Source organism: Pseudomonas sp. GM60 (assembly GCF_000282415.1).
Lineage (GTDB): Bacteria > Pseudomonadota > Gammaproteobacteria > Pseudomonadales > Pseudomonadaceae > Aquipseudomonas > Aquipseudomonas migulae.
Genome location: NZ_AKJI01000168.1, coordinates 22,619 through 46,699, shown reverse-complemented (window position 1 = coordinate 46,699; position 24,081 = coordinate 22,619). Strand labels below are relative to the sequence as shown.

General features: G+C 59.9%; 16 protein-coding genes and 2 tRNA genes. 4 read left to right on the top strand and 14 right to left on the bottom strand.

Going from position 1 to position 24,081, the window contains the following annotated elements; translation table 11 throughout:
• Positions 1–79: 79 nt before the first annotated feature.
• From PMI32_RS01065 to rnr, 9 genes are all read right to left on the bottom strand, one after another.
• The gene (locus tag PMI32_RS01065) at positions 80–3,355 is read right to left on the bottom strand and encodes a transglutaminase family protein (RefSeq protein ID WP_008035359.1); all 3,276 of its coding nucleotides are present in this window, start codon (positions 3,353–3,355) and stop codon (positions 80–82) included.
• Positions 3,356–3,751: 396 nt separating this feature from the next.
• Positions 3,752–6,055 carry a YgiQ family radical SAM protein gene (locus tag PMI32_RS01070; protein WP_008035358.1) on the bottom strand — a complete coding sequence of 768 codons (2,304 nt, stop codon included), beginning with the start codon at positions 6,053–6,055 and terminating at the stop codon, positions 3,752–3,754.
• A gap of 204 nt (positions 6,056–6,259) precedes the next feature.
• Positions 6,260–7,654: a replicative DNA helicase gene (dnaB, locus tag PMI32_RS01075; protein WP_008035349.1), complete on the bottom strand. Its 1,395-nt coding sequence runs from the start codon at positions 7,652–7,654 to the stop codon at positions 6,260–6,262.
• A 119-nt stretch (positions 7,655–7,773) separates the two neighbouring features.
• Positions 7,774–8,220: a 50S ribosomal protein L9 gene (gene rplI, locus PMI32_RS01080; protein ID WP_008035347.1), complete on the bottom strand. Its 447-nt coding sequence runs from the start codon at positions 8,218–8,220 to the stop codon at positions 7,774–7,776.
• A 19-nt stretch (positions 8,221–8,239) separates the two neighbouring features.
• Positions 8,240–9,133: a YybS family protein gene (locus PMI32_RS01085; RefSeq protein ID WP_008035345.1), complete on the bottom strand. Its 894-nt coding sequence runs from the start codon at positions 9,131–9,133 to the stop codon at positions 8,240–8,242.
• Between the two features lie 36 nt (positions 9,134–9,169).
• Positions 9,170–9,400 (bottom strand): 30S ribosomal protein S18, encoded by a 231-nt coding sequence (gene rpsR / locus PMI32_RS01090; protein WP_002551829.1) that lies wholly within the window; start codon positions 9,398–9,400, stop codon positions 9,170–9,172.
• Positions 9,401–9,428: 28 nt separating this feature from the next.
• Positions 9,429–9,851 carry a 30S ribosomal protein S6 gene (gene rpsF / locus PMI32_RS01095; protein ID WP_008035342.1) on the bottom strand — a complete coding sequence of 141 codons (423 nt, stop codon included), beginning with the start codon at positions 9,849–9,851 and terminating at the stop codon, positions 9,429–9,431.
• Between the two features lie 285 nt (positions 9,852–10,136).
• A complete protein-coding gene (gene rlmB, locus PMI32_RS01100; RefSeq protein WP_008035339.1) occupies positions 10,137–10,904 on the bottom strand; it encodes a 23S rRNA (guanosine(2251)-2'-O)-methyltransferase RlmB in 768 nt (255 codons plus the stop codon).
• Complete coding sequence (rnr, locus tag PMI32_RS01105; RefSeq protein ID WP_008035337.1) at positions 10,901–13,519, bottom strand: ribonuclease R; 2,619 nt, start codon at positions 13,517–13,519, stop codon at positions 10,901–10,903. The genes rlmB and rnr overlap by 4 nt, the downstream gene beginning before the upstream one ends.
• A gap of 224 nt (positions 13,520–13,743) precedes the next feature.
• On the opposite strand from rnr, the gene PMI32_RS01110 reads away from it, so the two are divergent.
• The 4 genes from PMI32_RS01110 (at position 13,744) to PMI32_RS01125 (ending at position 16,942) form a co-directional block, all read left to right on the top strand.
• Positions 13,744–13,830: transfer RNA gene (locus PMI32_RS01110), tRNA-Leu, on the top strand.
• Between the two features lie 166 nt (positions 13,831–13,996).
• Positions 13,997–14,083: transfer RNA gene (locus tag PMI32_RS01115), tRNA-Leu, on the top strand.
• A gap of 283 nt (positions 14,084–14,366) precedes the next feature.
• Entirely contained in the window at positions 14,367–15,377 is a 1,011-nt protein-coding gene (locus PMI32_RS01120) for an extracellular solute-binding protein (RefSeq protein WP_008035332.1), read from the top strand.
• Entirely contained in the window at positions 15,377–16,942 is a 1,566-nt protein-coding gene (locus tag PMI32_RS01125) for an ABC transporter permease (protein ID WP_008035330.1), read from the top strand. Before PMI32_RS01120 ends, PMI32_RS01125 begins: the two co-directional genes overlap by 1 nt.
• 110 nt (positions 16,943–17,052) lie before the next feature.
• On the opposite strand, the gene PMI32_RS01130 is transcribed toward PMI32_RS01125, so the two are convergent.
• The 5 genes from PMI32_RS01130 to hflK all read right to left on the bottom strand — a co-directional run bounded on the left by PMI32_RS01130 (position 17,053) and on the right by hflK (position 24,028).
• Positions 17,053–18,987, bottom strand: a complete 1,935-nt coding sequence (locus PMI32_RS01130; RefSeq protein ID WP_008035328.1) for a methyl-accepting chemotaxis protein — start codon at positions 18,985–18,987, stop codon at positions 17,053–17,055.
• 150 nt (positions 18,988–19,137) lie between these two features.
• Complete coding sequence (locus PMI32_RS01135; protein WP_008035326.1) at positions 19,138–20,427, bottom strand: adenylosuccinate synthase; 1,290 nt, start codon at positions 20,425–20,427, stop codon at positions 19,138–19,140.
• Between the two features lie 55 nt (positions 20,428–20,482).
• Positions 20,483–21,670: an ATP phosphoribosyltransferase regulatory subunit gene (locus tag PMI32_RS01140; protein WP_008035324.1), complete on the bottom strand. Its 1,188-nt coding sequence runs from the start codon at positions 21,668–21,670 to the stop codon at positions 20,483–20,485.
• 316 nt (positions 21,671–21,986) lie between these two features.
• The gene (gene hflC / locus PMI32_RS01145; protein ID WP_008035323.1) at positions 21,987–22,856 is read right to left on the bottom strand and encodes a protease modulator HflC; all 870 of its coding nucleotides are present in this window, start codon (positions 22,854–22,856) and stop codon (positions 21,987–21,989) included.
• Entirely contained in the window at positions 22,856–24,028 is a 1,173-nt protein-coding gene (gene hflK, locus PMI32_RS01150) for an FtsH protease activity modulator HflK (RefSeq protein WP_008035322.1), read from the bottom strand. The genes hflC and hflK overlap by 1 nt, the downstream gene beginning before the upstream one ends.
• Between the last annotated feature and the right edge of the window lie 53 nt (positions 24,029–24,081).

Here is a 24,081-nt window from a genome sequence, read left to right as displayed (position 1 = left end):
GGCAGACAGCAAGGAACGGTCAGACTAACGCACGCTCATGACGCCCGGATATACGAAAAATCCGAGCGTCGCGTACGGTTTAGAAACGTCGCAAATCGAGAGTCATCGGCAGCTCGTCGTTTATTTCCAGAATTGGTATAGGAAGTTTCCCCGGGCTGTGTCCGATGCGGAAGAAACGCGCCATCCTCCGACTCTCGGCTTCATTGGCGTTCACCGGCAAGCTGTCATAGTTGCGCCCGCCCGGATGGGCGACGTGGTACTGACACCCCCCCAGCGAACGCTGCATCCAGGTGTCGAGCAGGTCGAACACCAGCGGTGCATGGACCGGGATTGTCGGTTGCAGACAGTTGGCCGGCTGCCAGGCACGAAAGCGCACGCCTGCAACGAACTCGCCAACCCGACCGGTCGGCTGCAAAGGCACCGGAACGCCGTTGCAGGTCAGCAAATAGCGCTGCGGTGCCAGGCCGGTGAGTTTCACCTGCAAGCGCTCCAGGGATGAATCCACGTAGCGCACCGTGCCGCCGACCGCGCCCTCCTCGCCCAGTACATGCCAAGGCTCCAGCGCCTGACGCACTTCCAGTTCGATGCCGCTGACGGCGTAATCGCCGACCTTGGGAAAGCGAAACTCCAGATGCGCCGCGAACCACTCGGCCCGCACCGGATAACCCGCGGCATTGAGGTCGACGATCACATCAGCGAAATCCTGCTCGATAAAGTGTGGCAACAGGAACCGGTCATGCAATTCCGTGCCCCAGCGCGCCAGTTTCGGCGGCGCATAAGGCTCGCGCCAGAACCGTGCAACCAGCGCTCGCAGCAACAACTGCTGAGCCAGGCTCATGCGCGCGTGAGGCGGCATTTCAAAAGCGCGCAACTCCAGCAAGCCAAGGCGCCCCGTTGCGCCATCGGGTGAATAAAGCTTGTCGATGCAGAATTCCGCGCGATGAGTGTTACCCGTCACGTCGATCAACAGGTTGCGCAGCAGCCGGTCGACCAGCCACGGTGCGCATTCCTCGCCGGGTTGAGGCATCTGGGCGAAAGCGATTTCCAGCTCGTACAACGCATCGTTGCGCGCTTCATCGACGCGCGGCGCCTGAGACGTCGGGCCGATGAACAATCCGGAAAACAGGTAGGACAACGACGGGTGGTTATGCCAGTAACTGATCAGGCTGCGCAGCAAATCGGGACGGCGCAGGAACGGTGAGTCAGCCGGTGTCGCGCCGCCCAGTACGAAATGGTTACCGCCGCCGGTGCCGGTGTGTCGGCCGTCGATCATGAATTTTTCAGTGGTCAGCCGCGTCTGGCGCGCTTCTTCGTAGAGAAACTCGGTGCGCTCGACCAGTTCATCCCAGGTCGCGGACGGCTGCACGTTGACCTCGATCACGCCTGGGTCCGGGGTAATGCGAAAGTTGCTCAGGCGCGGATCGCTTGGCGGTTCATAGCCTTCCAGCAGCACCGGACAATGCAGTTCCTCAGCCGTGGCCTCGATTGCAGTGACCAGCTCCAGATAATCCTCGACCCGCTCCAGCGGCGGCATGAACAAGTACAACCGCCCCTCCCGCGCCTCGGCGCAGAACGCCGTGCGCGTCAGCCAATCGGCGGATTCGTCGATTTTCAGATCACGCTCGACCGCTTCGGCCGCGGCGGCGGGGTTGCTCAACTGCTGAGTATCCGGGAGCGCCGGGAATTCCTGATTGGGATCGTTGGGATAGATAAAGGGATACTCGGCGGCTTTCACCCACGGCTGCGAGCCCAGCGGCAAGCGATAACCCAGTGGCGAATCGCCCGGCACCAGCCGACAGTGCTCGTCGCGCAGATACCAGCGACCGCTTTGCCACTGATCGCCCTTGGCCGTGCGCGCCAGTGGCAACACCTGGCCGATCACTTTATCCAGTCCCTGGCTGAAGACTTTGCGCAGTCGCGCACGCTCCAAGGGTTCTTCCAGACGCGAATCTTCGGCGCTGACGTTCTGCGGCAAAGTGCCTTCGCGCCAGAGGTAATAGAAATTGTCTTCGTAGGCCGGGAACACAAAGCGTGTCGGAATTTTCAGACGTTCGGCGACACTCGCCAGAAAACGCCCGGCCAGTTCGCCATCGGCACCGTAGTCTTCTTGCTCATCGGCAATGAGCGCGCTGTTGTGCCAGATCGGCACACCGTCGCGGCGCCAGTAGCAATTCAGCGACCAGCGCGGCAGTTGCTCACCGGGGTACCACTTGCCTTGACCGAAATGCACCAGCCCTTTGGGTGCGTAATGTTTGCGCATTCGCTGGAACAGCTCGGCGGACAAACGCCGCTTGTCTGGCCCCAGCGCGGCAGTGTTCCACTCAGCGCCGTCCGGATCGTCGATGGAGACGAAGGTCGGCTCGCCGCCCATGGTCAGGCGTACGTCGCCTTCCAGCAGGTCGGCATCAATCTGCCGGCCCAGCGCCTGGATCGCCAGCCATTGATCTTCGGTGTAGGGCTTGGTGACGCGCGGCGCCTCCCAAATCCGCTCAACGGACATTTCGTGGGTGAATTCGCACTCGCACGGTTCCACCAAGCCACTGATCGGTGCCGCAGAGCCCGGATCGGGACTACACGCCAACGGAATATGTCCTTCACCGGCAAACAGGCCTGAGGTCGCATCCAGGCCGATCCAGCCGGCACCGGGTAAATAGACCTCGCACCAGGCGTGCAAATCGGTGAAATCCACTTCGGTGCCCGACGGGCCGTCGAGGCTTTTGACGTCGGCGGTCAGTTGAATCAGATAGCCGGAGACAAAACGCGCCGCCAGACCCAGGTTACGCAGCAGCTGCACCAGCAGCCACGCCGAGTCGCGGCAGGAACCGGAGGCATGTTCGAGGGTGTGTTCAGGCGTCTGCACGCCGGGCTCCATGCGGATCAGGTAACCGATGTCCTCGCTCAGGCGCTGATTGAGCGCGACGAGGAAATCCACGCTGGGCAGCGGCGTGCGATCGATGCCGTCCAGATAGGCCTTGAATTTCGGCGTCAGCGGCAGGGTTTCCAGGTACGGCGCCAGTTCCTTGCGCTCGTCCGCGGCGTAGGCAAACGGGATTTTTTCCGCGTAGGGTTCGAGGAAGAAGTCGAACGGATTGAACACGGCCATTTCCGCCAGCAGATCGACCTCGATCCGCAGTTCCTCGGTTTTCTCCGGGAACACCAGACGCGCCAGGTAATTACCTTGGGGGTCTTGCTGCCAGTTAATGAAGTGCTGCTCGGGCGAGACTTTCAGCGCATACGACAGTATCCGCGTACGACTGTGGGCGGCCGGGCGCAGGCGAACAATCTGCGGACCGAGCTCGACAGCGCGGTCGTAGCGGTAATGCGTGACGTGGTGCAATGCGACATGAATCGACACGGCGTGCCTCCTGCGAGCCTTAAGCGTATTCGAAAGCGCGCAAGACTTATGCCATCCAGTGGCGCTGGCGCTTTCTCCGGTTGCTTGAGGCAGTACAGCACCAAAATCGGGCGATGCAGGAATTGGTTTGGGGGCGTTGCACGCAAATGTGGCGACCAGTGGGCTGTCAGCTGGAATTGGCTTCGGCTGTAGTGGCCTCATCGCGAGCAGGCTCGCTCCCACAATGATCTCTGTCGTTCACAAATTCTGCATCCAAAGAAAAACCTGTGGGAGCGAGCCTGCTCGCGATGAGGCCAGTTGTCCCCACAGAGATTCCCGCGCTGACGCCCGATCTTTATGCGCCAGACAGCAAAACGCCAACCCGAAGGTTGGCGTTCTGTTCAGCTCAAGTGAGGCTTAGCGCGGCACAACCGGCTTGCGCGCAGGCTTCGGCCCTTTGCCTTTGGCTGCATCCTTGCGCTCTTTGGCCGCCTGCTGGTTGCGGGCGAATGCCGCTGCCTTGGCCTGTTCACGCTTGTCCCACGGGTTACCACCATCGCTGGCACGCGGTGGCAGACCGGTGTGCTGGGTCAGGATCTTGGTGGTCTTCTCACCCGCGACCTTGTGACTGCCGGCCGGCGTCGAGTTCTTGCGACGGGCGCTCTGGTAGCTGTCGGTCGCTGGCTGATGCAGCGGGATCAACTGGTTCTTGCCCGGCCCGATCAGGTCGGCGCGGCCCATGCGGGTCAGCGCTTCACGCAGCATCGGCCAGCCTTTCGGGTCGTGGTAACGCAAGAACGCCTTGTGCAGACGACGCTGCTCTTCGCTCTTGACGATGGTCACGGCGTCGCTCTTGTAAGTGACCTTACGCAGCGGGTTCTTGCCCGAGTGGTACATCGCGGTGGCGGTGGCCATCGGCGACGGGTAGAACGCCTGCACCTGGTCGGCACGGAAGCCGTTGCCCTTGAGCCACAGGGCCAGGTTCATCATGTCTTCGTCGGTGGTGCCCGGGTGAGCGGCAATGAAGTACGGAATCAGGTACTGCTCTTTCCCGGCTTCCTTGGAGTACTTCTCGAACATGCGCTTGAACTTGTCATAGCTGCCGATGCCCGGTTTCATCATCTGATTGAGCGGACCTTCCTCGGTGTGTTCCGGGGCGATCTTCAGGTAACCACCAACGTGGTGGGTCACCAGCTCCTTGACGTATTCCGGCGACTCGACGGCGAGGTCGTAGCGCAGACCGGACGCGATCAAAATCTTCTTCACACCCGGCAACGCACGGGCGCTGCGATACAGCTGGATCAGCGACGAGTGGTCGGTGTTCAGGTTCGGGCAGATGCCAGGGAACACGCACGATGGCTTACGGCACGCGGATTCGATTTCCGGGCTCTTGCAGGCGATGCGGTACATGTTCGCGGTCGGGCCGCCGAGGTCGGAAATGACGCCGGTGAAACCTGGCACCTTGTCGCGAATCTCTTCGATTTCGCGAATGATCGACTCTTCGGAACGGTTCTGGATGATCCGGCCTTCGTGCTCGGTGATCGAGCAGAAGGTGCAGCCGCCGAAGCAGCCACGCATGATGTTCACCGAGAAGCGGATCATGTCGTAGGCAGGGATTTTTTCCTTGCCGTACGCCGGGTGCGGAATACGTGCGTAAGGCATGCCGAACACGTAGTCCATTTCTTCGGTGGTCATCGGAATCGGCGGCGGGTTGAACCAGACGTCGACTTCGCCGTGCTTCTGCACCAGCGCGCGGGCGTTGCCCGGGTTGGTTTCCAGGTGAAGCACGCGGTTGGCGTGAGCGTAAAGCACCGCATCGCCACGAACCTTCTCGACCGACGGCAGACGAATCACCGTCTTGTCGCGGGTCATTTTCGGGCTGGCCAGAATCTGCACGACCTTGGCTTCGCTCGGGTCTTCAACCGGCCCCTTTTCCTGCTCGATGGCGCAGGCTTGAGTGTCCTGGGTGTTCACGTACGGGTTGATGATCTTGTCGATCTTGCCCGGACGGTCGATGCGCGTGGAGTCGACTTCGTACCAGTCTTTCGGCGTATCGCGACGGATGAACGCGGTGCCGCGCACATCGGTGATGTCTTCGATCTTGTGACCGTAGGACAGGCGCTGGGCGACTTCGACAATCGCACGCTCGGCGTTGCCGTAGAGCAGGATGTCGGCACAGGCGTCGATCAGGATCGAGTTGCGCACCCGGTCCTGCCAGTAGTCGTAGTGGGCGATGCGGCGCAGGGACGCTTCGATGCCACCGAGTACGATCGGCACGTTCTTGTAGGCTTCCTTACAGCGCTGGCTGTAAACCAGGCTCGCGCGATCCGGACGTTTGCCCGCCAGGCCACCGGGGGTGTAGGCGTCGTCGGAACGGATCTTCTTGTCGGCGGTATAGCGGTTGATCATCGAGTCCATGTTGCCGGCCGCGACACCGAAGAACAGGTTCGGCTCGCCGAGCTTCATGAAGTCGTCTTTGGACTGCCAGTTCGGCTGGGCAATGATCCCGACGCGGAAGCCCTGGGACTCCAGCAGCCGGCCGATGATCGCCATGCCGAACGACGGATGGTCAACGTAGGCATCACCGGTGACGATGATGATGTCGCATGAATCCCAGCCAAGCTGATCCATCTCCTCCCTGCTCATTGGCAGGAATGGCGCTGGACCGAAGCATTCGGCCCAGTACTTGGGATAGTCAAATAACGGCTTGGCTGTTTGCATGACGATGACCGGTGTTGAGATGAAAAATCGCGGGCGCGGAATATAGCACAAAAAATGACCAATTCCGACGGTTATGGTCGGAAATTGCTTTGCGCTCTATGTAGGAGCGAGCCTGCTCGCGATGGACGTCAACGATGACGCGCCCTTCCTGAATGAACTCGGCGCTCTCACGTTTTTCGCGAGCAGGCTCGCTCCTACAGAAGATTACTCGTCGTCGAAGTTGTAGCTACCCGGCGCCAGGTTTTCGAAGCGGGTGTACTTACCGATGAACGCCAGTCGCGACGTGCCGATCGGGCCGTTCCGCTGCTTGCCGATAATGATTTCGGCGATGCCTTTGTGTTCGGTTTCCGGGTGATAAACCTCATCCCGGTACACGAACATGATGACGTCGGCATCCTGCTCGATCGCTCCGGATTCCCGGAGGTCGGAGTTGATCGGCCGTTTGTTCGGTCGTTGCTCCAGGGAGCGGTTGAGCTGGGACAGTGCCACCACCGGGCAATTGAATTCCTTGGCCAGGGCCTTCAAGGAACGCGAGATCTCGGAAATCTCGTTGGTCCGGTTGTCACCACCGGAGCCCGGAATCTGCATCAATTGCAGGTAGTCGATCATGATCAGGGCGACATCGCCGTGCTCACGCACCAGACGCCGGGTCCGCGCACGCATTTCCGACGGGCTGATACCCGCCGTATCGTCGATGAACAGCTTGCGGTCGTTGAGCAGGTTGACCGCCGATGTCAGGCGCGGCCAATCGTCGTCGTCCAGGCGACCGGCACGGACCTTGGTCTGGTCGATACGGCCGAGGGACGACAACATACGCATGATCAGCGATTCGCCTGGCATCTCGAGCGAGTAAACCAGTACGCACTTGTCGCTGCGCAACACGGCGTTTTCCACCAGGTTCATCGCAAAGGTGGTTTTACCCATCGACGGACGGCCAGCGACGATGATCAAGTCGGCCGGCTGCAGGCCGCTGGTCTTCTCGTCGAGGTCGGTGTAACCGGTGGACAAGCCAGTAATGGCGTTATCGGTGTTGAACAAGGTGTCGATGCGGTCGATGGCCTTGGTCAGCAGGTCATTCACGCTCACCGGGCCGCCGGTTTTAGGCCGGGCCTCGGCGATCTGGAAGATCTGCCGCTCGGCTTCGTCGAGAATCTCTTCAGCAGTGCGACCTTCCGGGTTGAAGGCGCTGTCGGCAATCTCGGTGGCGATGCCGATCAACTGCCGCAACGTCGCTCGCGCGCGAACGATCTGCGCATACGCCTTGATGTTGGCGACGGACGGCGTGTTTTTCGCCAGTTCACCGAGGTAACCGAGGCCACCGACCTGCGAGGTCTGACCTTCCTTGTCCAATTGCTCGGCAAGGGTCACGACGTCGATCGGGGAGTTCTGGTCGGCGAGTTTGGCGATCGCGCGGAAAATCAGGCGGTGGTCATGTCGATAGAAATCGCCGTCGGAGACTTGATCGAGCACGCGCTCCCAGGCGTTGTTGTCCAGCATCAAACCACCGAGCACGGCCTGTTCGGCCTCGATGGAATGCGGCGGCACCTTCAGGGAAGCGGTTTGCAGATCGTATTGCTCGGGAGCGGAGATATCGTTCATGGCCACTTGAATAGTTGTGAAAATCAGGAACTGCAGAAAGACAAAGGGCACGACCTGTAAACAGGATCGTGCCCGATGTTACCGGCAAGCACCCGAGGGTGCCAGCCGACAAGTGCTGCTTAAGCTGCTACCACGACAACGCGTACGGTGGCTTCAACTTCGGCGTGCAGGTGCACGGCTACGTCGAATTCGCCTACGTTGCGGATGGTGCCGTTCGGCAGACGAACTTCGCTTTTTGCAACTTCAACGCCAGAGGCGGTCAGTGCATCAGCGATGTCGTGAGTACCGATCGAACCGAACAGCTTGCCTTCGTCACCAGCGGTGGCAGTGATAGTCACTTCCAGCTCAGCCAGTTGGGCGGCACGGCTTTCAGCCGAAGTTTTACGGTCTGCTGCGGCTTTTTCCAGCTCAGCGCGACGCTCTTCGAACGCAGCCAGGTTGGCTGGGGTCGCGGCGGTAGCTTTGCCGTAAGGCAGCAGGTAGTTACGACCGTAACCAGCCTTAACGTTTACTTTGTCACCCAGGTTGCCCAGGTTGGTGACTTTTTCCAGAAGGATCAGTTGCATGTGAAAATCCTCTTAACTTTTAACCTTCACCGTTCGCGCTATCGACGTCTTTCGGCGTCGAACGACCGCGAAAATCAATCAGGCTGTCGACGATGGCCAGGACCACCAGCAACGGATAGATCAGCTGCATGAACAGCAACAGCGTGACGTACAACCCCACCAGCCAGAATCTGGCCAGTCGCTTTTGCGCCACCAGCCCGTGAATCAGGGCCAGCCCGGCGAACACCAGCGGTACACTGCACAACGGCGTCAACATGGCCATCTGCGGGCCGATGTTCGGCCCCAGAAGCATGAACGCCAGCAGTAACATCGCCAGCCCCAGCGGGAATCGGATGGCGCGAAATTCGCGACCAAAACCACCCGGGTTGTACAACAACGCCTGCCAGTAGCGCCCGACAATCAGGCTCAGCACACTGACGATTTGCAACAAGGCCGCAATCAGGCCAGTCAGGACCGGTGCAATCAGGGACGCAAAATGCGCTTGCTCGTCTACCGACAACTTCTGGTAGACATCACCGAGTAGCGACGGCATGACCTTTATCAAGGCCTGCGCCAGCATCTCGATTTGGGGAGCAAAAACTGTCCCCAGCACCACTGCAAACACCACTCCCATCGCTATGCTGACCAGCAGCACGCGGTTCCAGGACTCGCTTGCGCGCAAAACCAACGCAAGGCTCGAAGACCCCAGCAGCACCAGAAGTGCCCGTGGGTCATCGGAGTAAAGCCACCAGATCAACGCCGGCAGCAGTCCCAGAGCAAGTACGCCAAGGGCGTCCTTCAATCCGCGCCGCAGGAGCACTAGGCATCCAGCGGCAGCACCCAACCAATACAACAACGGCAATGTTGCGCATCCGGCCACTACGAGAGTGGCCTGCATACGGCCGCGCATGATGAACTCAGCTATGGCACGCATGCATTCAATCCTTTGCTACGTGTCGACTGCCCGGTCTCAGCGGCCGTGGCTGTCGGTGTAGGCCAGCAGGGCCAGGAAGCGGGCGCGCTTGATAGCGGTGGCCAGCTGACGCTGATAACGAGCTTTGGTACCGGTGATGCGGCTTGGAACGATTTTGCCGGTCTCGGATACGTAGGCTTTCAGAGTGTTGAGATCTTTGTAATCGATCTCTTTCACGTCTTCAGCGGTGAAGCGGCAGAATTTACGACGACGGAAGAAACGTGCCATGTAATAGGCTCCTCAAAAGGTCCGTGGATTACTCGTCAGCGTTATCGCTGTTGTCGCTGTCATCACCATCAACGCCTTCGGCGTCGGAGTGCTCAGGACGGTCGCGACGCTCACGGCGCTCACTGCGGTTTTCTTCAGCCTTGAGCATCTCGGATTGGCCGGTAACGGCTTCTTCGCGACGGATGACCAGGTTACGGATCACTGCATCGTTGTAGCGGAAGTTGTCTTCCAGCTCGGCCAGGGCCTTGCCAGTGCACTCAACGTTCAGCATCACGTAGTGAGCCTTGTGAACATTGTTGATTGCGTAGGCCAGTTGACGACGGCCCCAATCTTCCAGACGGTGGATTTTGCCGCCGTCTTCTTCGATCAGCTTGGTGTAACGCTCAACCATGCCGCCGACTTGCTCGCTTTGATCCGGGTGGACCAAAAAGATGATTTCGTAATGACGCATGAATGCTCCTTACGGGTTGTAGCCTGCCGCTCAAAAGCGGTCAGACAAGGAGTGAATGACACTTATGGACTTGCTTGCGATAGACACATGCGTGCCTGCCGTCACAGCAAGGGGCGCAATTGTAGAGAAGGGACAGAAGAGGTGCAAGGCAATTGGTGATTATTTGAACAACCACCAACAACCCCATACCTGTAGGAGCCGGCTTGCCGGCGATCCAGGCGACGCGGTCTTTCAAATGGACCGAGGCGCCTGGATCGCCAGCAAGCTGGCTCCTACAAGGGAGTGTCAGGACTTTTTGGCGGATCCGGCGGCTTTTACGCTGCGCTGGCGCTGCGCTTCGAACAGGCAGACGCCGGTCGCCACGGAAACGTTGAGACTGCTGACGCTGCCGGCCATCGGCAGATGCACCAGGTAGTCGCAAAGATCGCGGGTCAGGCGACGCATGCCGCTGCCTTCCGCGCCCATGATCAGGATGGTCGGCCCGGTCATGTCTTGCTGATACAGGCTCTGCTCGGCTTCGCCCGCCGTACCGACAACCCACAAGCCGCGCTGCTTGAGTTTTTCCAGGGTGCGCGCCAGGTTGGTTACGGCGACCAACGGAATCACTTCCGCCGCGCCACAGGCGACTTTTCGTACCGTTGGAGTCAGCGTGGCCGACTTGTCTTTCGGCACGATCACCGCCAGCGCACCGGCCGCATCGGCCGAACGCAGGCAAGCACCGAGGTTGTGCGGATCGGTCACGCCGTCGAGCACCAGCAACAGCGGTGCGCCATCGGTGCGATCGAGCAGCTCGTCGAGCATTGCCTCGCCCCAGACCTGGCTCGGACTCACGTCCGCCACCACGCCCTGGTGCACGCCTTCAACCCAGGCATCCAGCTCGCGACGTTCGGCATTGCCGACGGCCACGCGGTTTTCGGCCGCGAGCGCGATCAGCGTCTGAACCCGCGGATCACTGCGACCTTCCGCCAGCCAGATCTGCTTGACGCGTTTCGGGTGGTGACGCAGCAATGCTTCTACTGCATGCACGCCGTAGATTTTTTCCAACTGACTCATGACTTGGCCTTAGGTTTACGCGCCCCGCCGCTTTTGGCTGGGGCCGAGCCCGCTTTCGGCGGGCCTTTACGGTGTTTGCTTGGCTTGCTGCCGGGAGCCTTGTCAGGCGCCGACCGTCCGGTCTTTCCCCCAGACGCCGCTTTACCGCCGCTTTTCGCTTCAGACAGCAACGCCTGCTTCATTTCACGGCTTTTGCGCAGCTCAGCATTTTTCGCTGCCGCATCGCTTGGGCGATAGGCTTCGACCGCTTTTTCCTTGGCAGGACGACGACCGGTTTTCGCCGGCACCGGCTCTGCTGCAGTCTTGCCAGCAGGTGCAGCGGTTTCAGTCCCGCGCTTTTTGCGGCCGATCGGTGCGCTGATGGTTTTTTCAGCCATCTCGAAGTCGATCTTGCGCTCGTCGAGGTCGACGCGCATGACGCGCACTTCAACGGTGTCGCCAAGGCGGAAGCTGCGACCGGTGCGCTCACCGGCGAGGCGGTGATGCACAGGGTCGAAGTGGTAGTAATCGCCCGGCAGCGCGGTGACGTGCACCAGGCCTTCGACGTAGATATCGGTCAGCTCGACGAACAGGCCAAAACCGGTCACGGCGGTGATCACACCCGGGAACGACTCGCCCACGCGGTCTTTCATGAACTCGCACTTGAGCCAGTTCACCACGTCACGGGTCGCTTCGTCGGCACGGCGCTCGCTCATCGAGCACTGCTCGCCGAGCTGCTCCAGCGCGGCTTCGTCGTACGGATAGATGCGTGCCTTCGGAATGGTCATCGCGCCGGCACGGCGAACGTGCGGGGTGTCCATCTTCGAATGAATGACGCTGCGGATCGCCCGGTGCGTGAGCAAGTCCGGGTAGCGGCGGATCGGTGAAGTGAAGTGGGTATAGGCTTCGTAATTCAGGCCGAAGTGGCCCTGGTTATCAGCGCTGTACACCGCCTGACTCAGCGAACGCAGCATGACGGTCTGGATCAGGTGGAAATCCGGACGATCCTTGATGCTTGCCAGCAAGGCCTGGTAATCCTTCGGCGACGGGCCGTCCTTGCCTTTGTGCAGGGACAGGCCGAGCTCACCAAGGAAGGCGCGCAGTTTTTCCAGACGCTCCGGTGGAGGACCATCGTGGACGCGATACAGTGCTGGAATTTCATGCTTCTTGAGGAATTCGGCAGTGGCCACGTTGGCCGCCAGCATGCATTCCTCGATCAGCTTGTGCGCATCGTTGCGCACGGTCGGACGGATTTCGGCAATCTTGCGCTCGGAACCGAAGATGATCCGGGTTTCCTGCGTTTCGAAATCGATCGCACCACGCACATGACGGGCCGCCAGCAGCACCTTGTACAGCGAATACAGCTGCTTGAGGTGCGGCACAACGTCGGTGTATTCGCCACGAAGCTGACGCGCTTCGGTAACTTTCGGCGTCTCCAGCATGGTGCTGACCTTGTTATAGGTCAGACGGGCATGGGAGTGAATCACTGCTTCGTAGAAGCAGTAGTCGGTCATCTCGCCGGATTTGGAGATGGTCATCTCGCAGACCATGGCCAGACGATCGACATGTGGATTCAGCGAGCACAGGCCGTTGGACAGCTGCTCAGGCAGCATCGGCACTACGCGCTCCGGGAAGTAAACGGAGTTGCCGCGAACCTGGGATTCGTTGTCCAGCGCGGAACCGATTTTCACGTAGCTGGAAACGTCGGCAATCGCCACGTACAACTTCCAGCCACCGGAGAACAGGCGCAGCTTGCCCGGTTTGGCTTCGCAGTAGACCGCGTCATCGAAGTCGCGCGCATCTTCACCGTCGATGGTCACGAACGGCAGATGGCGCAGGTCGATGCGCTTCTCTTTGTCTTTTTCTTCAACTTCCGGCTTGAGCTTGGCGGCTTCTTTCAAGACCGCTTCAGGCCAGACGTGCGGAATATCGTAAGTGCGCAGGGCGACATCGATTTCCATGCCCGGCGCCATGTAGTTGCCCACGACTTCGACCACGTCGCCTTGCGGCTGGAAGCGTGGTGTCGGCCAGTGAGTGATCTTCACTTCGACGAACTGACCGACTTTGGCGTTGGCATTGCGGCCCGGCGTAACCAGCACTTCTTGCTGGATCTTCGGATTGTCCGCCACCACGAAGCCGATACCGCCCTCTTCGAAGTAACGGCCGACGATGGTTTCGTGAGCGCGGGACACCACTTCGACAATCATGCCTTCGCGGCGACCGCGACGGTCCAGACCGGAAACACGGGCCAGCGCACGGTCGCCATCGAACACCAGACGCATTTGCGCCGGGCTCATGAACAGGTCGTCACTGCCGTCGTCCGGGACCAGGAAGCCGAAGCCGTCACGGTGACCGCTGATGCGGCCCAGGATCAGGTCGAGCTTGTCCACCGGCGCATACGTGCCACGACGGGTATAGATGAGTTGAGCGTCGCGCTCCATGGCGCGCAGGCGGCGGCGCAGGGCTTCGATCTGGTCTTCTGTGATCAGACCAAACTCTTCGACCAGTTGCTCGCGGTTAGCAGGCGAACCCCGATCAGCAAGGTGCTGAAGGATCAGTTCGCGGCTAGGAATAGGGTTTTCATATTTTTCCGCTTCACGAGCGGCCTCGGGATCGAGGGACTGCCAATCGGCCATTAGAGAGTTTTCACCTTGTCTATATGCGGGTTAGTTTGGCATAGGCGTAATGAAACGGGAAATTTCAGGCTACGAGAGCCCATCTAAAGCCCTTTATCGACAGCGCAAAGCTGATTTAAATGCCGCTGGTAAAATTTTCCAGGTTTTTTTGATGCTGGGGGTTTACAGTTAAAAAGACGCTCCGTATAGTGCGCGCCATCGACGACGGAGACGTTGCCGATACTGCCCAGATGGTGAAATTGGTAGACACGCCAGCTTCAGGTGCTGGTGACCGCAAGGTCGTGGAAGTTCGAGTCTTCTTCTGGGCACCAATTCAGAGCTTGAGATTAGATCAATTTCAAGGCTCGCACAAAAACCCGCGAAAGCGGGTTTTTTGCATTCTACGGTTCTGATTTATTAAAACCAAATCAGGGGTTTACAGATCAAACTGCTCTCCGTATAGTGCGCCACATCAACAGCGGCAACGCTGAAGATTATGCCCAGATGGTGAAATTGGTAGACACGCCAGCTTCAGGTGCTGGTGACCTTACGGTCGTGGAAGTTCGAGTCTTCTTCTGGGCACCAATTCAAATTTCAGAGCTTGCTCTGGAATTTCACAAAAACCCGCGAAAGCGGGTTTTTGCGTTTCTGGCATTCTAAAAACCACACAACCCCTGTAGGAGCGAGCCCGCTCGCGATGAACTCACAGGCGCCCCGTTTAGCCAGACAACACGCGTCATCGTTCACGTCCATCGCGAGCAGGCTCGCTCCTACAGGAGTCAGGCACCCTCCGCAAGGCGCACATGAGAAACAATATCGTTTATCATTGTTTCAAGTTTTTGCAATGCGACAGTGAGGAACCCTGCGAATGACGTTTCGAAATACCCTGCGCCGCGGCCTGACCATCACCCTGCTCGGCCTGGCACTCGCTACCCCCCTCACCCAGGCTGCTGATCCAGTTTCCCTGACACTCTATAACGGTCAACACAAGGAAGTCGGCGACGCCGTCGCCAAAGCTTTCGAAGCCAAGACCGGCATCCACGTCAATGTGCGCAAAGGCAGCAGCAACCAGCTTGCCAGCCAGATCGTCGAAGAAGGCGATCGCTCCCCGGCCGACGTGATCTACACCGAAGAATCGCCACCACTGAACAAACTCGGCGAGCAAGGCCTGCTGGCACAAACCGACGCCGCCACCCTCGCCGTACTGCCAAAAGACTACGTCGCCGGTAATGGCACCTGGATCGGCATCACCGCACGAGTCCGCGTGGTTGCGTTCAATCCCAAACTGATCGATGAAAAAGACCTGCCCAAATCGGTGATGGAATTCTCCGACCCGAAATGGCAAGGCAAGGTTGGCTTCGTGCCCACCAGCGGCGCGTTCCAGGAACAGGCCGTGGCAATCATCAAAGTGCACGGCATGGATGCAGCCGAAGAATGGCTGACCGGCTTGCGCGCATTCGGCAAGACCTACAGCAACAACATGGTCGCTTTGAAAGCCGTGGAGAACGGCGAAGTCGCGACTGTGCTGGTGAACAACTACTACTGGTTCGCCCTGCAACGCGAAAAAGGCCAGCTCGATTCGAAACTGCATTACTTCACTGCCGGCGACGTCGGCGGGCTGATCACCGTTTCCAGTGCAGCCGTGCTGAAGTCCAGCAAACACCCAAAAGAAGCCCAGCAATTCCTCGCCTACATGGCCAGCGAAGAAGGTCAGCGCGTGATCACCCAGACCACCGCCGAATACCCGCTGCACAAGGGCATGGAATCGGACCGCGGCCTCAAGCCGTTCAGCGAGCTTGAAGCACCGAAAGTCACGCCAGCCGACCTCGGCAACGCCGAAGAAGCCCTGGACCTGGAACGCGACGTTGGCTTGAACTGATGAGCGCACCGCTATCTGCACCAGCCATGCGCGGAAGCTACGTGCCACGGCGCAAGCGGCCGTCGATCTGGCTGCTGCTGCCGGTTTTGCTGTTGGTACTGCTCAGCGTGTTGCCGCTGGTGTATGTCGGGCTCAAGACCTGGCAAGCCGGCTGGGCCCAGGCATTGCATTTGCTGTGGCGGCCCTACGTGTTTGGCTTGCTGCGCAACACCCTGGAGCTGATGGTCGGCGTAACGGTCGCCTGTGGCGTGATCGGTTTGTCGCTGGCCTGGCTGCTGGAACGCAGCAATCTGCCAGGCCGACGATTGTGGGGCGTGATCCTGTGCTTGCCGTTTGCGGTGCCGGCGTTTGTCAGCAGCTTTACCTGGGTCTCGCTGAGCGCGCACTTCGAGGGTTTGGGCGGGGCGATTCTGGTGATGACCCTGTCCAAGTACCCGCTGATTTTTCTGCCGGTGGCGGCGACCCTGCGCAATCTCGATCCTTCGCTTGAAGAGTCCGCACGCACGCTCGGGCAGAATCGCTGGGGCGTGTTTTTCAGGATCACCCTACCACTGCTGTGGCCGTCGCTGCTCGCCGGTTCGCTGCTGATCGCGCTGCACATGCTCGTTGAGTTCGGCGCGCTGTCGATTATTGGCTTGCAGACGTTCACCACGGCGATCTATCAGCAATTCGAACTGGAATTCAGCAATGCCAATGCGGCGATGCTTTCCGCTGTGTTGCTCGCGCTGTGCCTGATGCTGTTGTGGCTTGAGCTGCGAGCCCGTGGCAAGGGTCGGCACGTGCGCACCGGCCAGGGCGCGGCGCGGCAGGCGGAACAGGTGCAACTGGGACCCTGGGCGGCTGTTGGGCAGATTTACTGTCTGGCACTGGCGATCATCGGCAGCGGCATTCCACTGGGGATGCTGGTGTACTGGCTGGCGGTAGGTTCGTCGGCAGCGTTTCCGGTGGCGGCGATCAGCGAGGCGCTGCTGTCGTCCCTTGCGCTTTCGCTGGGTGGCGCCGCGCTGTGCCTGGTGCTGGCGGTGCCGGTGGGCTTGTTGGTGGTGCGCTACAAAGGCCAATTGGCGATCTGGGCCGAGCGCTTGCCGTACCTGTTGCATGCGCTGCCGGGACTGGTGATTGCGCTGACGCTGGTGTATTTCGCCCTGCACTATGTGCCGGCGCTGTACCAGACATCTGCGTTGCTGCTGATCGCTTATGCGCTGCTGTTTCTACCCTTGGCGCAGGCACCGATTCGCACGGCACTGAACAAAGCTGCTCCACAGCTGGAAGAAGCGGCTCGCACGCTGGGCGCCTCGTCGTTCAGCGCGTTTTGTCGGGTGACGCTGCCGATTATTTTCCCGGCGCTGGGCGCGGCGTTTGCGCTGGTGTTTCTGGATGCGATGAAGGAGCTGACAGCGACGCTGCTACTGAGTCCGACCGGGCTCAATACGCTGGCGACAGAGGTTTGGGCGCATACCGCGAATGTGGAGTTTGCGGCGGCGGCGCCTTATGCGGCGTTGTTGATATTGGTGTCGGGATTGCCCGTGTACCTGCTAACAACCCGGATGTATTTGAGTCGTTGAGACCCCTTCGCGAGCAAGCCCGCTCCCACATTAGACCGCGACTCTCCAGATGGAATGCGTTCGAATGTGGGAGCGGGCTTGCTCGCGAAGAGGCCCGTTCAAACAATCCATCAGGCCCTGAACTGCCCCAGGCTCGCCTTGAGCTGCGCCGCGAGGCCATCCAGCACTTTGCCGCTAGCCGTGGTTTCCACCACCGCCTGAGCCGCCTTCTCAGCCTGTGCATGAATGGTTTCAACCCGGCCCCGCACCGCTTGCGCACCTTGCGCCTGATGAGCCGCTGCTTGCGTCGCCAGACCAATCGCCGCATGCACCTGCTTGACCGACACCTGCACCGATTGCTGCAACTGCGCACTGTCACGCAACACCAGCAAACCCTCGCTGGCCTGACGCCCGGCCTGGCCGATCACTTCCACCGCCTCACGCGCACCTTGCTGCAACGCCACGATGTGCGCCTGAATGTCGCCCGTGGAGCTCTGGGTCTTGCTCGCCAGTGCCCGCACTTCGTCCGCCACTACGGCAAAGCCGCGACCGGTCTCACCGGCACGCGCCGCTTCAATGGCAGCGTTCAGCGCCAGCAGGTTGGTTTGCTCGGCGATCCCGTGAATCACGGTCAGCACCACTTCAATCTGCTCACTTTGCTGCGCCAGTCGCTCGATGACTTTCGCGCCGGTATCGACTTGCCCAGCCAACGCCTCGATCAGGCTGCCGACTTTCGCCGAGGTCCGGGTGTTTTCATCGGTGGCCGAACGGATATCCACCACTTGCTTCAAGGCTGCCTGCATGGCATGGCTTTCGGATTGCGCTTCATCAGCCATTTGCGACAAGGCGCGCAAACTTTCGGCCACTTCGTCACGCTGCATGCCCGCCGCCGCATCGGCACCGGCGTTACGCAGGGTCATGGCGCCGATTTCCACGCCGGTACGCTGGGCCACATCGCCCGCTTCGCGCACGATCGGCTGCAACTTATCCACAAAGCGATTGACCGCCGAGGCCATATCGCCGATTTCGTCCTTGCTGTTGATCTGCACGCGCTTGGTCAAGTCGCCCTCGCCCGCCGCCAGGTCGTCCATCGCGGCAATCAGCAGCTTCAAGCGATTGACTACGCGCCGACCCAAAACGACCGCCAGCAACAGCAGCACACCGCAACCGACCAGTGCCAGGCCCATACCGATGCGCCAGCGCAAGGTCGCCGCGGCTTCCTGCACGGTGCTGGTGGTGTTGGCTTTCATTTCCGAGGCGGTGGACTGAGCAGACGTCAGACGCGCCCGCATCGCCGTGGCGCTATCAGCCGCCGCGCCCTTGAGACTGTCGCCGACCAGTTGATCACTGCTGGAGATCAGTGCCGAGAAACGCTTGTCCAGCGCCACCAGATCGGTTTCCACCGAGGCAGTGGAGACGCCCATCAAGACTTTGCCGATTTCCACGCCATTAGGGTTGATCGAGGCTTCGACGTAGTAGACCGATGGATCGTTTTTCGCCGCATCCAGCACTTTATCCAGCGCACGCTCGCCCTGGCCTTTCTCCAGAAGGGCCTTGTTGATCGGGTTTTCGCGGTTGAGGTAGCGCGTCAGGTGCTGCCCCGTTGCGTCGTCATAGATCACGAACAACACGTTGGGATTGCGCTGGGCCCGGCGGGCGAATTCGGACAGGGTGGGAACGTCGCTGTCCCACATGGCGCGGGGCGCGACGGAAGCAAGAAGCTGCGCCATATCATTGGCGGAGTCCTTCAGGTCCTTTTCCAGGGTCGCACGCAGCTGCACCTGCTCGTCCTTCAGCCGCGAAGACAAACCGGCCGTGAGGCGCTGACGCGTGCTGGTGGAGAGGTTGTCGAGGCTCGACGTGACTTCACGTCCCGCCTGCTCCAACTCGCCGGAAAGTTTTTGACTGTCGGCACCCAAGCGCACACCCAAATCAGCTTCCAGTGCAGTCACTGTGCTCCGCGTCAGAGCAACAGCCACCAGCACCTGCACCAAAAGGGCGATACCAAGGGTAACGAACACAGGCCGCAATAGACGGCTTTGTAACAATGAGAGAACCGCCGACACTTGATATCCCTCTGCATTGACGCCATTAAATTGATGGCACGCCAGAAGACGCGCACTTAATGAAGATCACAGCAAAGGTCATGCCGTCCAACAGGCATAAACGACAAAGGGCCCGATTAAGGGCCCTTTGTTTTTTACATCAACGACTTATTAAGCGAACGGGTGACGCAGAACGATGGTTTCGTTGCGGTCCGGGCCCGTCGAAATAATGTCGATCGGTGCACCGATCAGCTCTTCGACGCGTTTGATGTAGGCGCGCGCGTTAGCTGGCAGCTCTTCCAGGGCTTTGGCACCCACGGTCGACTCGGTCCAGCCCGGCACTTCTTCGTACACAGGCTGCAGACCTACGTAGCTGTCAGCGTCAGTCGGGGCAACAGCGTTACCTTCGGCATCTTTGTAGCCGACGCAGATGTTGATGGTTTCCAGACCGTCGAGTACGTCCAGCTTGGTCAGGCAGATGCCCGAGATGCTGTTCACATCGATAGCGCGACGCAGGATAACAGCGTCAAACCAGCCACAACGACGAGCACGGCCAGTAGTCGCACCGAACTCGTGACCTTGTTTGGCCAGGTGCGCACCGACTTCGTCGAACAGTTCAGTCGGGAACGGACCCGAACCTACACGCGTGGTGTAAGCCTTGGTGATGCCCAGGATGTAGTCCAGGAACATCGGGCCAACACCCGAGCCGGTAGCAACGCCGCCAGCGGTGGTGTTAGAGCTGGTCACGTACGGGTAGGTGCCGTGGTCGATGTCCAGCAACGAACCTTGGGCGCCTTCAAACATGATGTCTTTGCCGGCGCGACGCAGGTCGTGCAGCTCGGCCGTCACGTCCAGCATCAGCGGCTTGAGCAGCTCAGCGTATTCTTTGCATTCGGCCAGAGTCTTTTCGAACTCGATGGCCGGCTCTTTGTAGTAACCCACCAGCATGAAGTTGTGGTAATCCACCAGTTCACGCAGCTTGTCTTCAAAGCGCGGCATGTTGAGCAGGTCGCCAACACGCAGACCACGACGCGCAACCTTGTCTTCGTAGGCCGGGCCGATGCCGCGACCGGTCGTACCGATCTTCAGCTCGCCACGGGCCTTTTCACGGGCCTGGTCCAGCGCAACGTGGAAGGACAGGATCAGCGGGCAGGACGGGCTGATACGCAGACGCTCGCGCACCGGTACGCCTTTCTCTTCCAGCTTGATGATTTCCCGCAGCAGAGCGTCGGGTGCAACCACCACGCCGTTACCGATCAGGCACTGCACGCCTTCGCGCAGCACGCCCGACGGGATCAGGTGCAAGACGGTTTTTTCGCCATCGATCACCAAGGTATGACCAGCGTTGTGGCCACCCTGGTAGCGCACTACGGCGGCAGCATGTTCGGTCAGCAGATCAACGATCTTGCCTTTGCCCTCATCACCCCATTGGGTGCCCAGGACTACGACATTCTTACCCATAACACTTGTCCTCATTCGCGCAAACTTGGTGCCGGCCAAGGGCCGGCAGGAAAACTCAAGAAGCCAGTGGCGATACTTGCCAAAGCCCGTTCTGCTGAATCAATTGCCGGTCGCAGTCCGCTTCACGGGCGGCGGCCAAAGGTTGCCCAGGCAATGCCTGAACGACACGCTGACCCTCACTGCGCAACTGGCAAACCTGCTGCCAGAGTGCTGCATCCGTACTGTCAGGCATCCAGATACCGCCAGACGGTAGCTCGATTTCAGCACGCCCCAGGGTCACCAGGGTTTTCAAATCGGTAGAGAAACCGGTTGCCGGACGAGCGCGACCGAAGTCAGCGCCGATGTCGTCGTAACGACCGCCCTGAGCGATGGACTGACCAACGCCCGGCACGAACACCGCGAACACCACACCAGTGTGGTAGTGATAGCCGCGCAACTCGCCCAGATCGAAATACAGCGGCAGTTCCGGGAAACGCACGGACAAACGCTCGGCAATCGCCAGCAAATCGTCCAGTGCCGCCAAAACCGGCGCCGGTGCATTCGCCAGACGCTCGCGAGCAGCGCTCAACACTTCACGGCCGCCACACAGATCGACCAACGCACGCAGCATGCCCGACAGATCGGCAGGCAAGCCTTCGGTCAAGGTAATGACCTCGTCGATGGCCTTGCGTTGCAACGCATCGAACAACTGTTGTTCAACTTCACCGGACAAACCGGCCGCGCGGGCCAGGCCACGGTAGATGCCGACATGACCGAGGTCCATGTGCACTTCCGGCACGTCGGCCAGTTGCAGCATGGCCAGCATCAGGCTGATGACTTCCACATCGCTGCTCGGGCTGGCATCGCCGTACAACTCGGCGCCCAGTTGAATCGGGCTGCGCGAGGACGACAAGGCGCGTGGCTGAGCGTGCAGCACGCTGCCGGCATAGCACAGACGGCTCGGACCTTCGCGACGCAGGGTATGCGCATCGATGCGCGCCACTTGCGGCGTGATGTCGGCACGGAAACCCATCTGCCGGCCCGATTGCGGGTCGATGACCTTGAAGGTACGCAGATCGAGGTCCTGGCCCGCGCCGGTCAGCAAGGATTCCAGGTACTCGATATGGGGAGTCACGACAAACTCGTAACCCCAGCTCTGGAACAGATCCAACACCTGACGACGCGCGACTTCAATGCGCGCCGCTTCCGGTGGCAGTACTTCTTCGATGCCATCTGGCAGCAGCCAGCGGTCTACCGTTGCCATTACGCCATTCCCCTATGGTCCGGGCGGCAAGCCTATGGGCGAGCCTTGAGTGAAGCAGAAAATGATCGGCTTTGTTTACAAGCCACCCATAAACAACGCGGCGAAAAGCCTGAAAATAAGCTTCGCCAATCACTTTCCTCGAAAAACCTGTCGAGTCATTCAACTCGGACGCCTGCATAAACAACAGCAATCAAACGTGCAGACGCAAAAAAGCCGGGAATTTCCCGGCTGCCGCATCATACACACGTTTTCCCAAAGGATCACCCCGCCCGAGGCTTTAGCCGCCAGGCGGGGGATGATTCAGGTCAACGTAGTATCAAGGCTTGGCTTTTTCCAGGTAACGGAAGAAGTCGCTGCTTGGGTCGAGGACCATGACGTCGGATTTGTTCGCGAAGCTTTCACGGTAGGCACGCAGGCTACGGTAGAAACCGTAGAACTCCTGATCCTGGCCGTAGGCCTTGGAGTAGATCGCAGCGGCCTGGGCATCACCATCACCGCGAACCTCTTCGGACTCACGATAGGCTTCAGCCAGCAGCACGCGGCGTTGACGATCGGCGTCGGCACGAATGCCTTCTGCCAGCTCGTTACCCTTGGCGCGGTGCTCGCGAGCTTCACGCTCACGCTCGGAGCTCATACGCTCGAACACGCTGCGGTTTACTTCTTTCGGCAGATCGATGGCCTTGACCCGAACATCGACCACTTCGATGCCCAGCTCTTTTTCCGCCATCTTGTTCAGCGAAGCGGTGATATCGGTCATCAGCGCATCGCGCTCACCCGACACCACTTCGTGCAGCGTGCGTTTACCAAACTGGTCACGCAGGCCCGATTCCAGACGACGGGAAAGACGCTCGTCAGCAATCTGCTTGAGGCCGGAAGTCGCGGTGTAGTAACGCTCAGCGTCCTTCACGCGCCACTTGGCGTAGGCATCGACCATGACTGCTTTCTTTTCCAGCGTCAGGAAGCGTTGTGTCGGTGCATCCAGCGTCATCAGGCGCGAGTCGAACTTGCGCACCTGGTTAACGTAAGGCACTTTCACATGCAGGCCCGGCTGAACATCGGTCTGAACCACGCGACCGAACTGCAGCAACACCGCACGCTCGGTCTGAGCCACGATGTAGAAGCAGTTCCAGGCTGCGATCGCCACGACGACGCCGACAATAAGGGCGATCAGCGATTTATTGCTCATCAGCGACTCTCCCTGGTACGTGCAGGCTGTTGCTGCAGATCAGCTGCCGCACGTGCATTCGCTTCATTGCTGGTGGCTGCCGCACCGGTCACCGAAGTGCTGGTGTTGCGACCACTTTCGACCATCTTGTCCAGCGGCAAGTACAGCAGATTGCTCTGGCCATTCTTGTTGCCGGTCACGAGAACCTTGCTGGTGCTGCTGAAGACTTCCTGCATGGTGTCCAGGTACAGACGCTGGCGGGTGACTTCAGGTGCCTTGCGGTACTCGGCGACCAGTTTGGTGAAGCGATCGGCCTCACCCTTGGCGCGCGAGACAGTTTCGTCACGGTAACCGTTGGCATCTTCGATGATGCGCTGGGCCTGACCACGGGCTTCCGGCACGACGCCGTTGGCATAGGTTTCAGCCTGGTTGCGCGAACGCTGCTCGTCTTCACGGGCGCGGATCACGTCATCGAAGGCTTCCTGCACTTCACGCGGTGCCGCTGCGCTCTGTACGTTGACCTGGGTGACGGTGATGCCGGTGCGATAGGTGTCCATGAAGCGTTGCAGACGCTCCTTGATCTCGCTGGCCATCAATTCACGACCTTCGGTCAGCACCTGGTCCATCGCGGTGGAACCCACCACATGGCGCAAGGCACTTTCGGTCGCGTGCTGCAGGCTGATTTCCGGCTGATCGACGCTCAGCACGAAGTCCTGCAGGTTGCTGATCTTGTACTGCACGGTCAGCGGTACTTCGACGATGTTTTCGTCTTCAGTCAGCATTTGCCCCTGCTTGGTGTACGCACGCTCACGCGTGACGTTTTCCAGGTACTTGCGATCGATCGGCGGGAAATAGATGTTCAGACCCGGGCCGACGGTTTCGTAGTACTTGCCGAAGCGCAGCACCACGGCTTGCTCCTGCTCGTCGACTACATAGACCGCGCTGTACAGCCAAACGGCCGCCAACACGACCAGGCCGATGCCGAGCAGGCCGCCAAAGCCGCCACTCTTGCCCGGACCACCGCCGTCATCACCGCGTTTCTTACCACCACCGAACAACCCATTCAGGCTTTCCTGCAGCTTTCGGAAGGCCTCGTCGAGATCCGGTGGTCCCTTGCGGTCGCCGTTATTGCGACGCTTGCCACCCCAAGGATCCTGATTATTCGAGTTGCCACCCGGCTCATTCCAAGCCATAGCGCTCTCCATCTGATAAAGCAAAGACGCACCCACGGCGCGCCGACCAATGC

What these genes read in the sequence shown, in the direction of transcription:
- PMI32_RS01120 (WP_008035332.1), top strand. Translation starts at nt 14,367, where the DNA reads ATGACGTTTCGAAATACCCTGCGCCGCGGCCTGACCATCACCCTGCTC.
- PMI32_RS01135 (WP_008035326.1), bottom strand. Translation starts at nt 20,427, where the DNA reads ATGGGTAAGAATGTCGTAGTCCTGGGCACCCAATGGGGTGATGAGGGC.
- rplI (WP_008035347.1), bottom strand. Translation starts at nt 8,220, where the DNA reads ATGCAACTGATCCTTCTGGAAAAAGTCACCAACCTGGGCAACCTGGGT.
- PMI32_RS01125 (WP_008035330.1), top strand. Translation starts at nt 15,377, where the DNA reads ATGAGCGCACCGCTATCTGCACCAGCCATGCGCGGAAGCTACGTGCCA.
- rnr (WP_008035337.1), bottom strand. Translation starts at nt 13,519, where the DNA reads ATGGCCGATTGGCAGTCCCTCGATCCCGAGGCCGCTCGTGAAGCGGAA.
- hflK (WP_008035322.1), bottom strand. Translation starts at nt 24,028, where the DNA reads ATGGCTTGGAATGAGCCGGGTGGCAACTCGAATAATCAGGATCCTTGG.
- dnaB (WP_008035349.1), bottom strand. Translation starts at nt 7,654, where the DNA reads ATGAACGATATCTCCGCTCCCGAGCAATACGATCTGCAAACCGCTTCC.
- hflC (WP_008035323.1), bottom strand. Translation starts at nt 22,856, where the DNA reads ATGAGCAATAAATCGCTGATCGCCCTTATTGTCGGCGTCGTCGTGGCG.
- rpsR (WP_002551829.1), bottom strand. Translation starts at nt 9,400, where the DNA reads ATGGCACGTTTCTTCCGTCGTCGTAAATTCTGCCGCTTCACCGCTGAA.
- rlmB (WP_008035339.1), bottom strand. Translation starts at nt 10,904, where the DNA reads ATGAGTCAGTTGGAAAAAATCTACGGCGTGCATGCAGTAGAAGCATTG.
- PMI32_RS01085 (WP_008035345.1), bottom strand. Translation starts at nt 9,133, where the DNA reads ATGCGTGCCATAGCTGAGTTCATCATGCGCGGCCGTATGCAGGCCACT.
- PMI32_RS01140 (WP_008035324.1), bottom strand. Translation starts at nt 21,670, where the DNA reads ATGGCAACGGTAGACCGCTGGCTGCTGCCAGATGGCATCGAAGAAGTA.
- rpsF (WP_008035342.1), bottom strand. Translation starts at nt 9,851, where the DNA reads ATGCGTCATTACGAAATCATCTTTTTGGTCCACCCGGATCAAAGCGAG.
- PMI32_RS01070 (WP_008035358.1), bottom strand. Translation starts at nt 6,055, where the DNA reads ATGCAAACAGCCAAGCCGTTATTTGACTATCCCAAGTACTGGGCCGAA.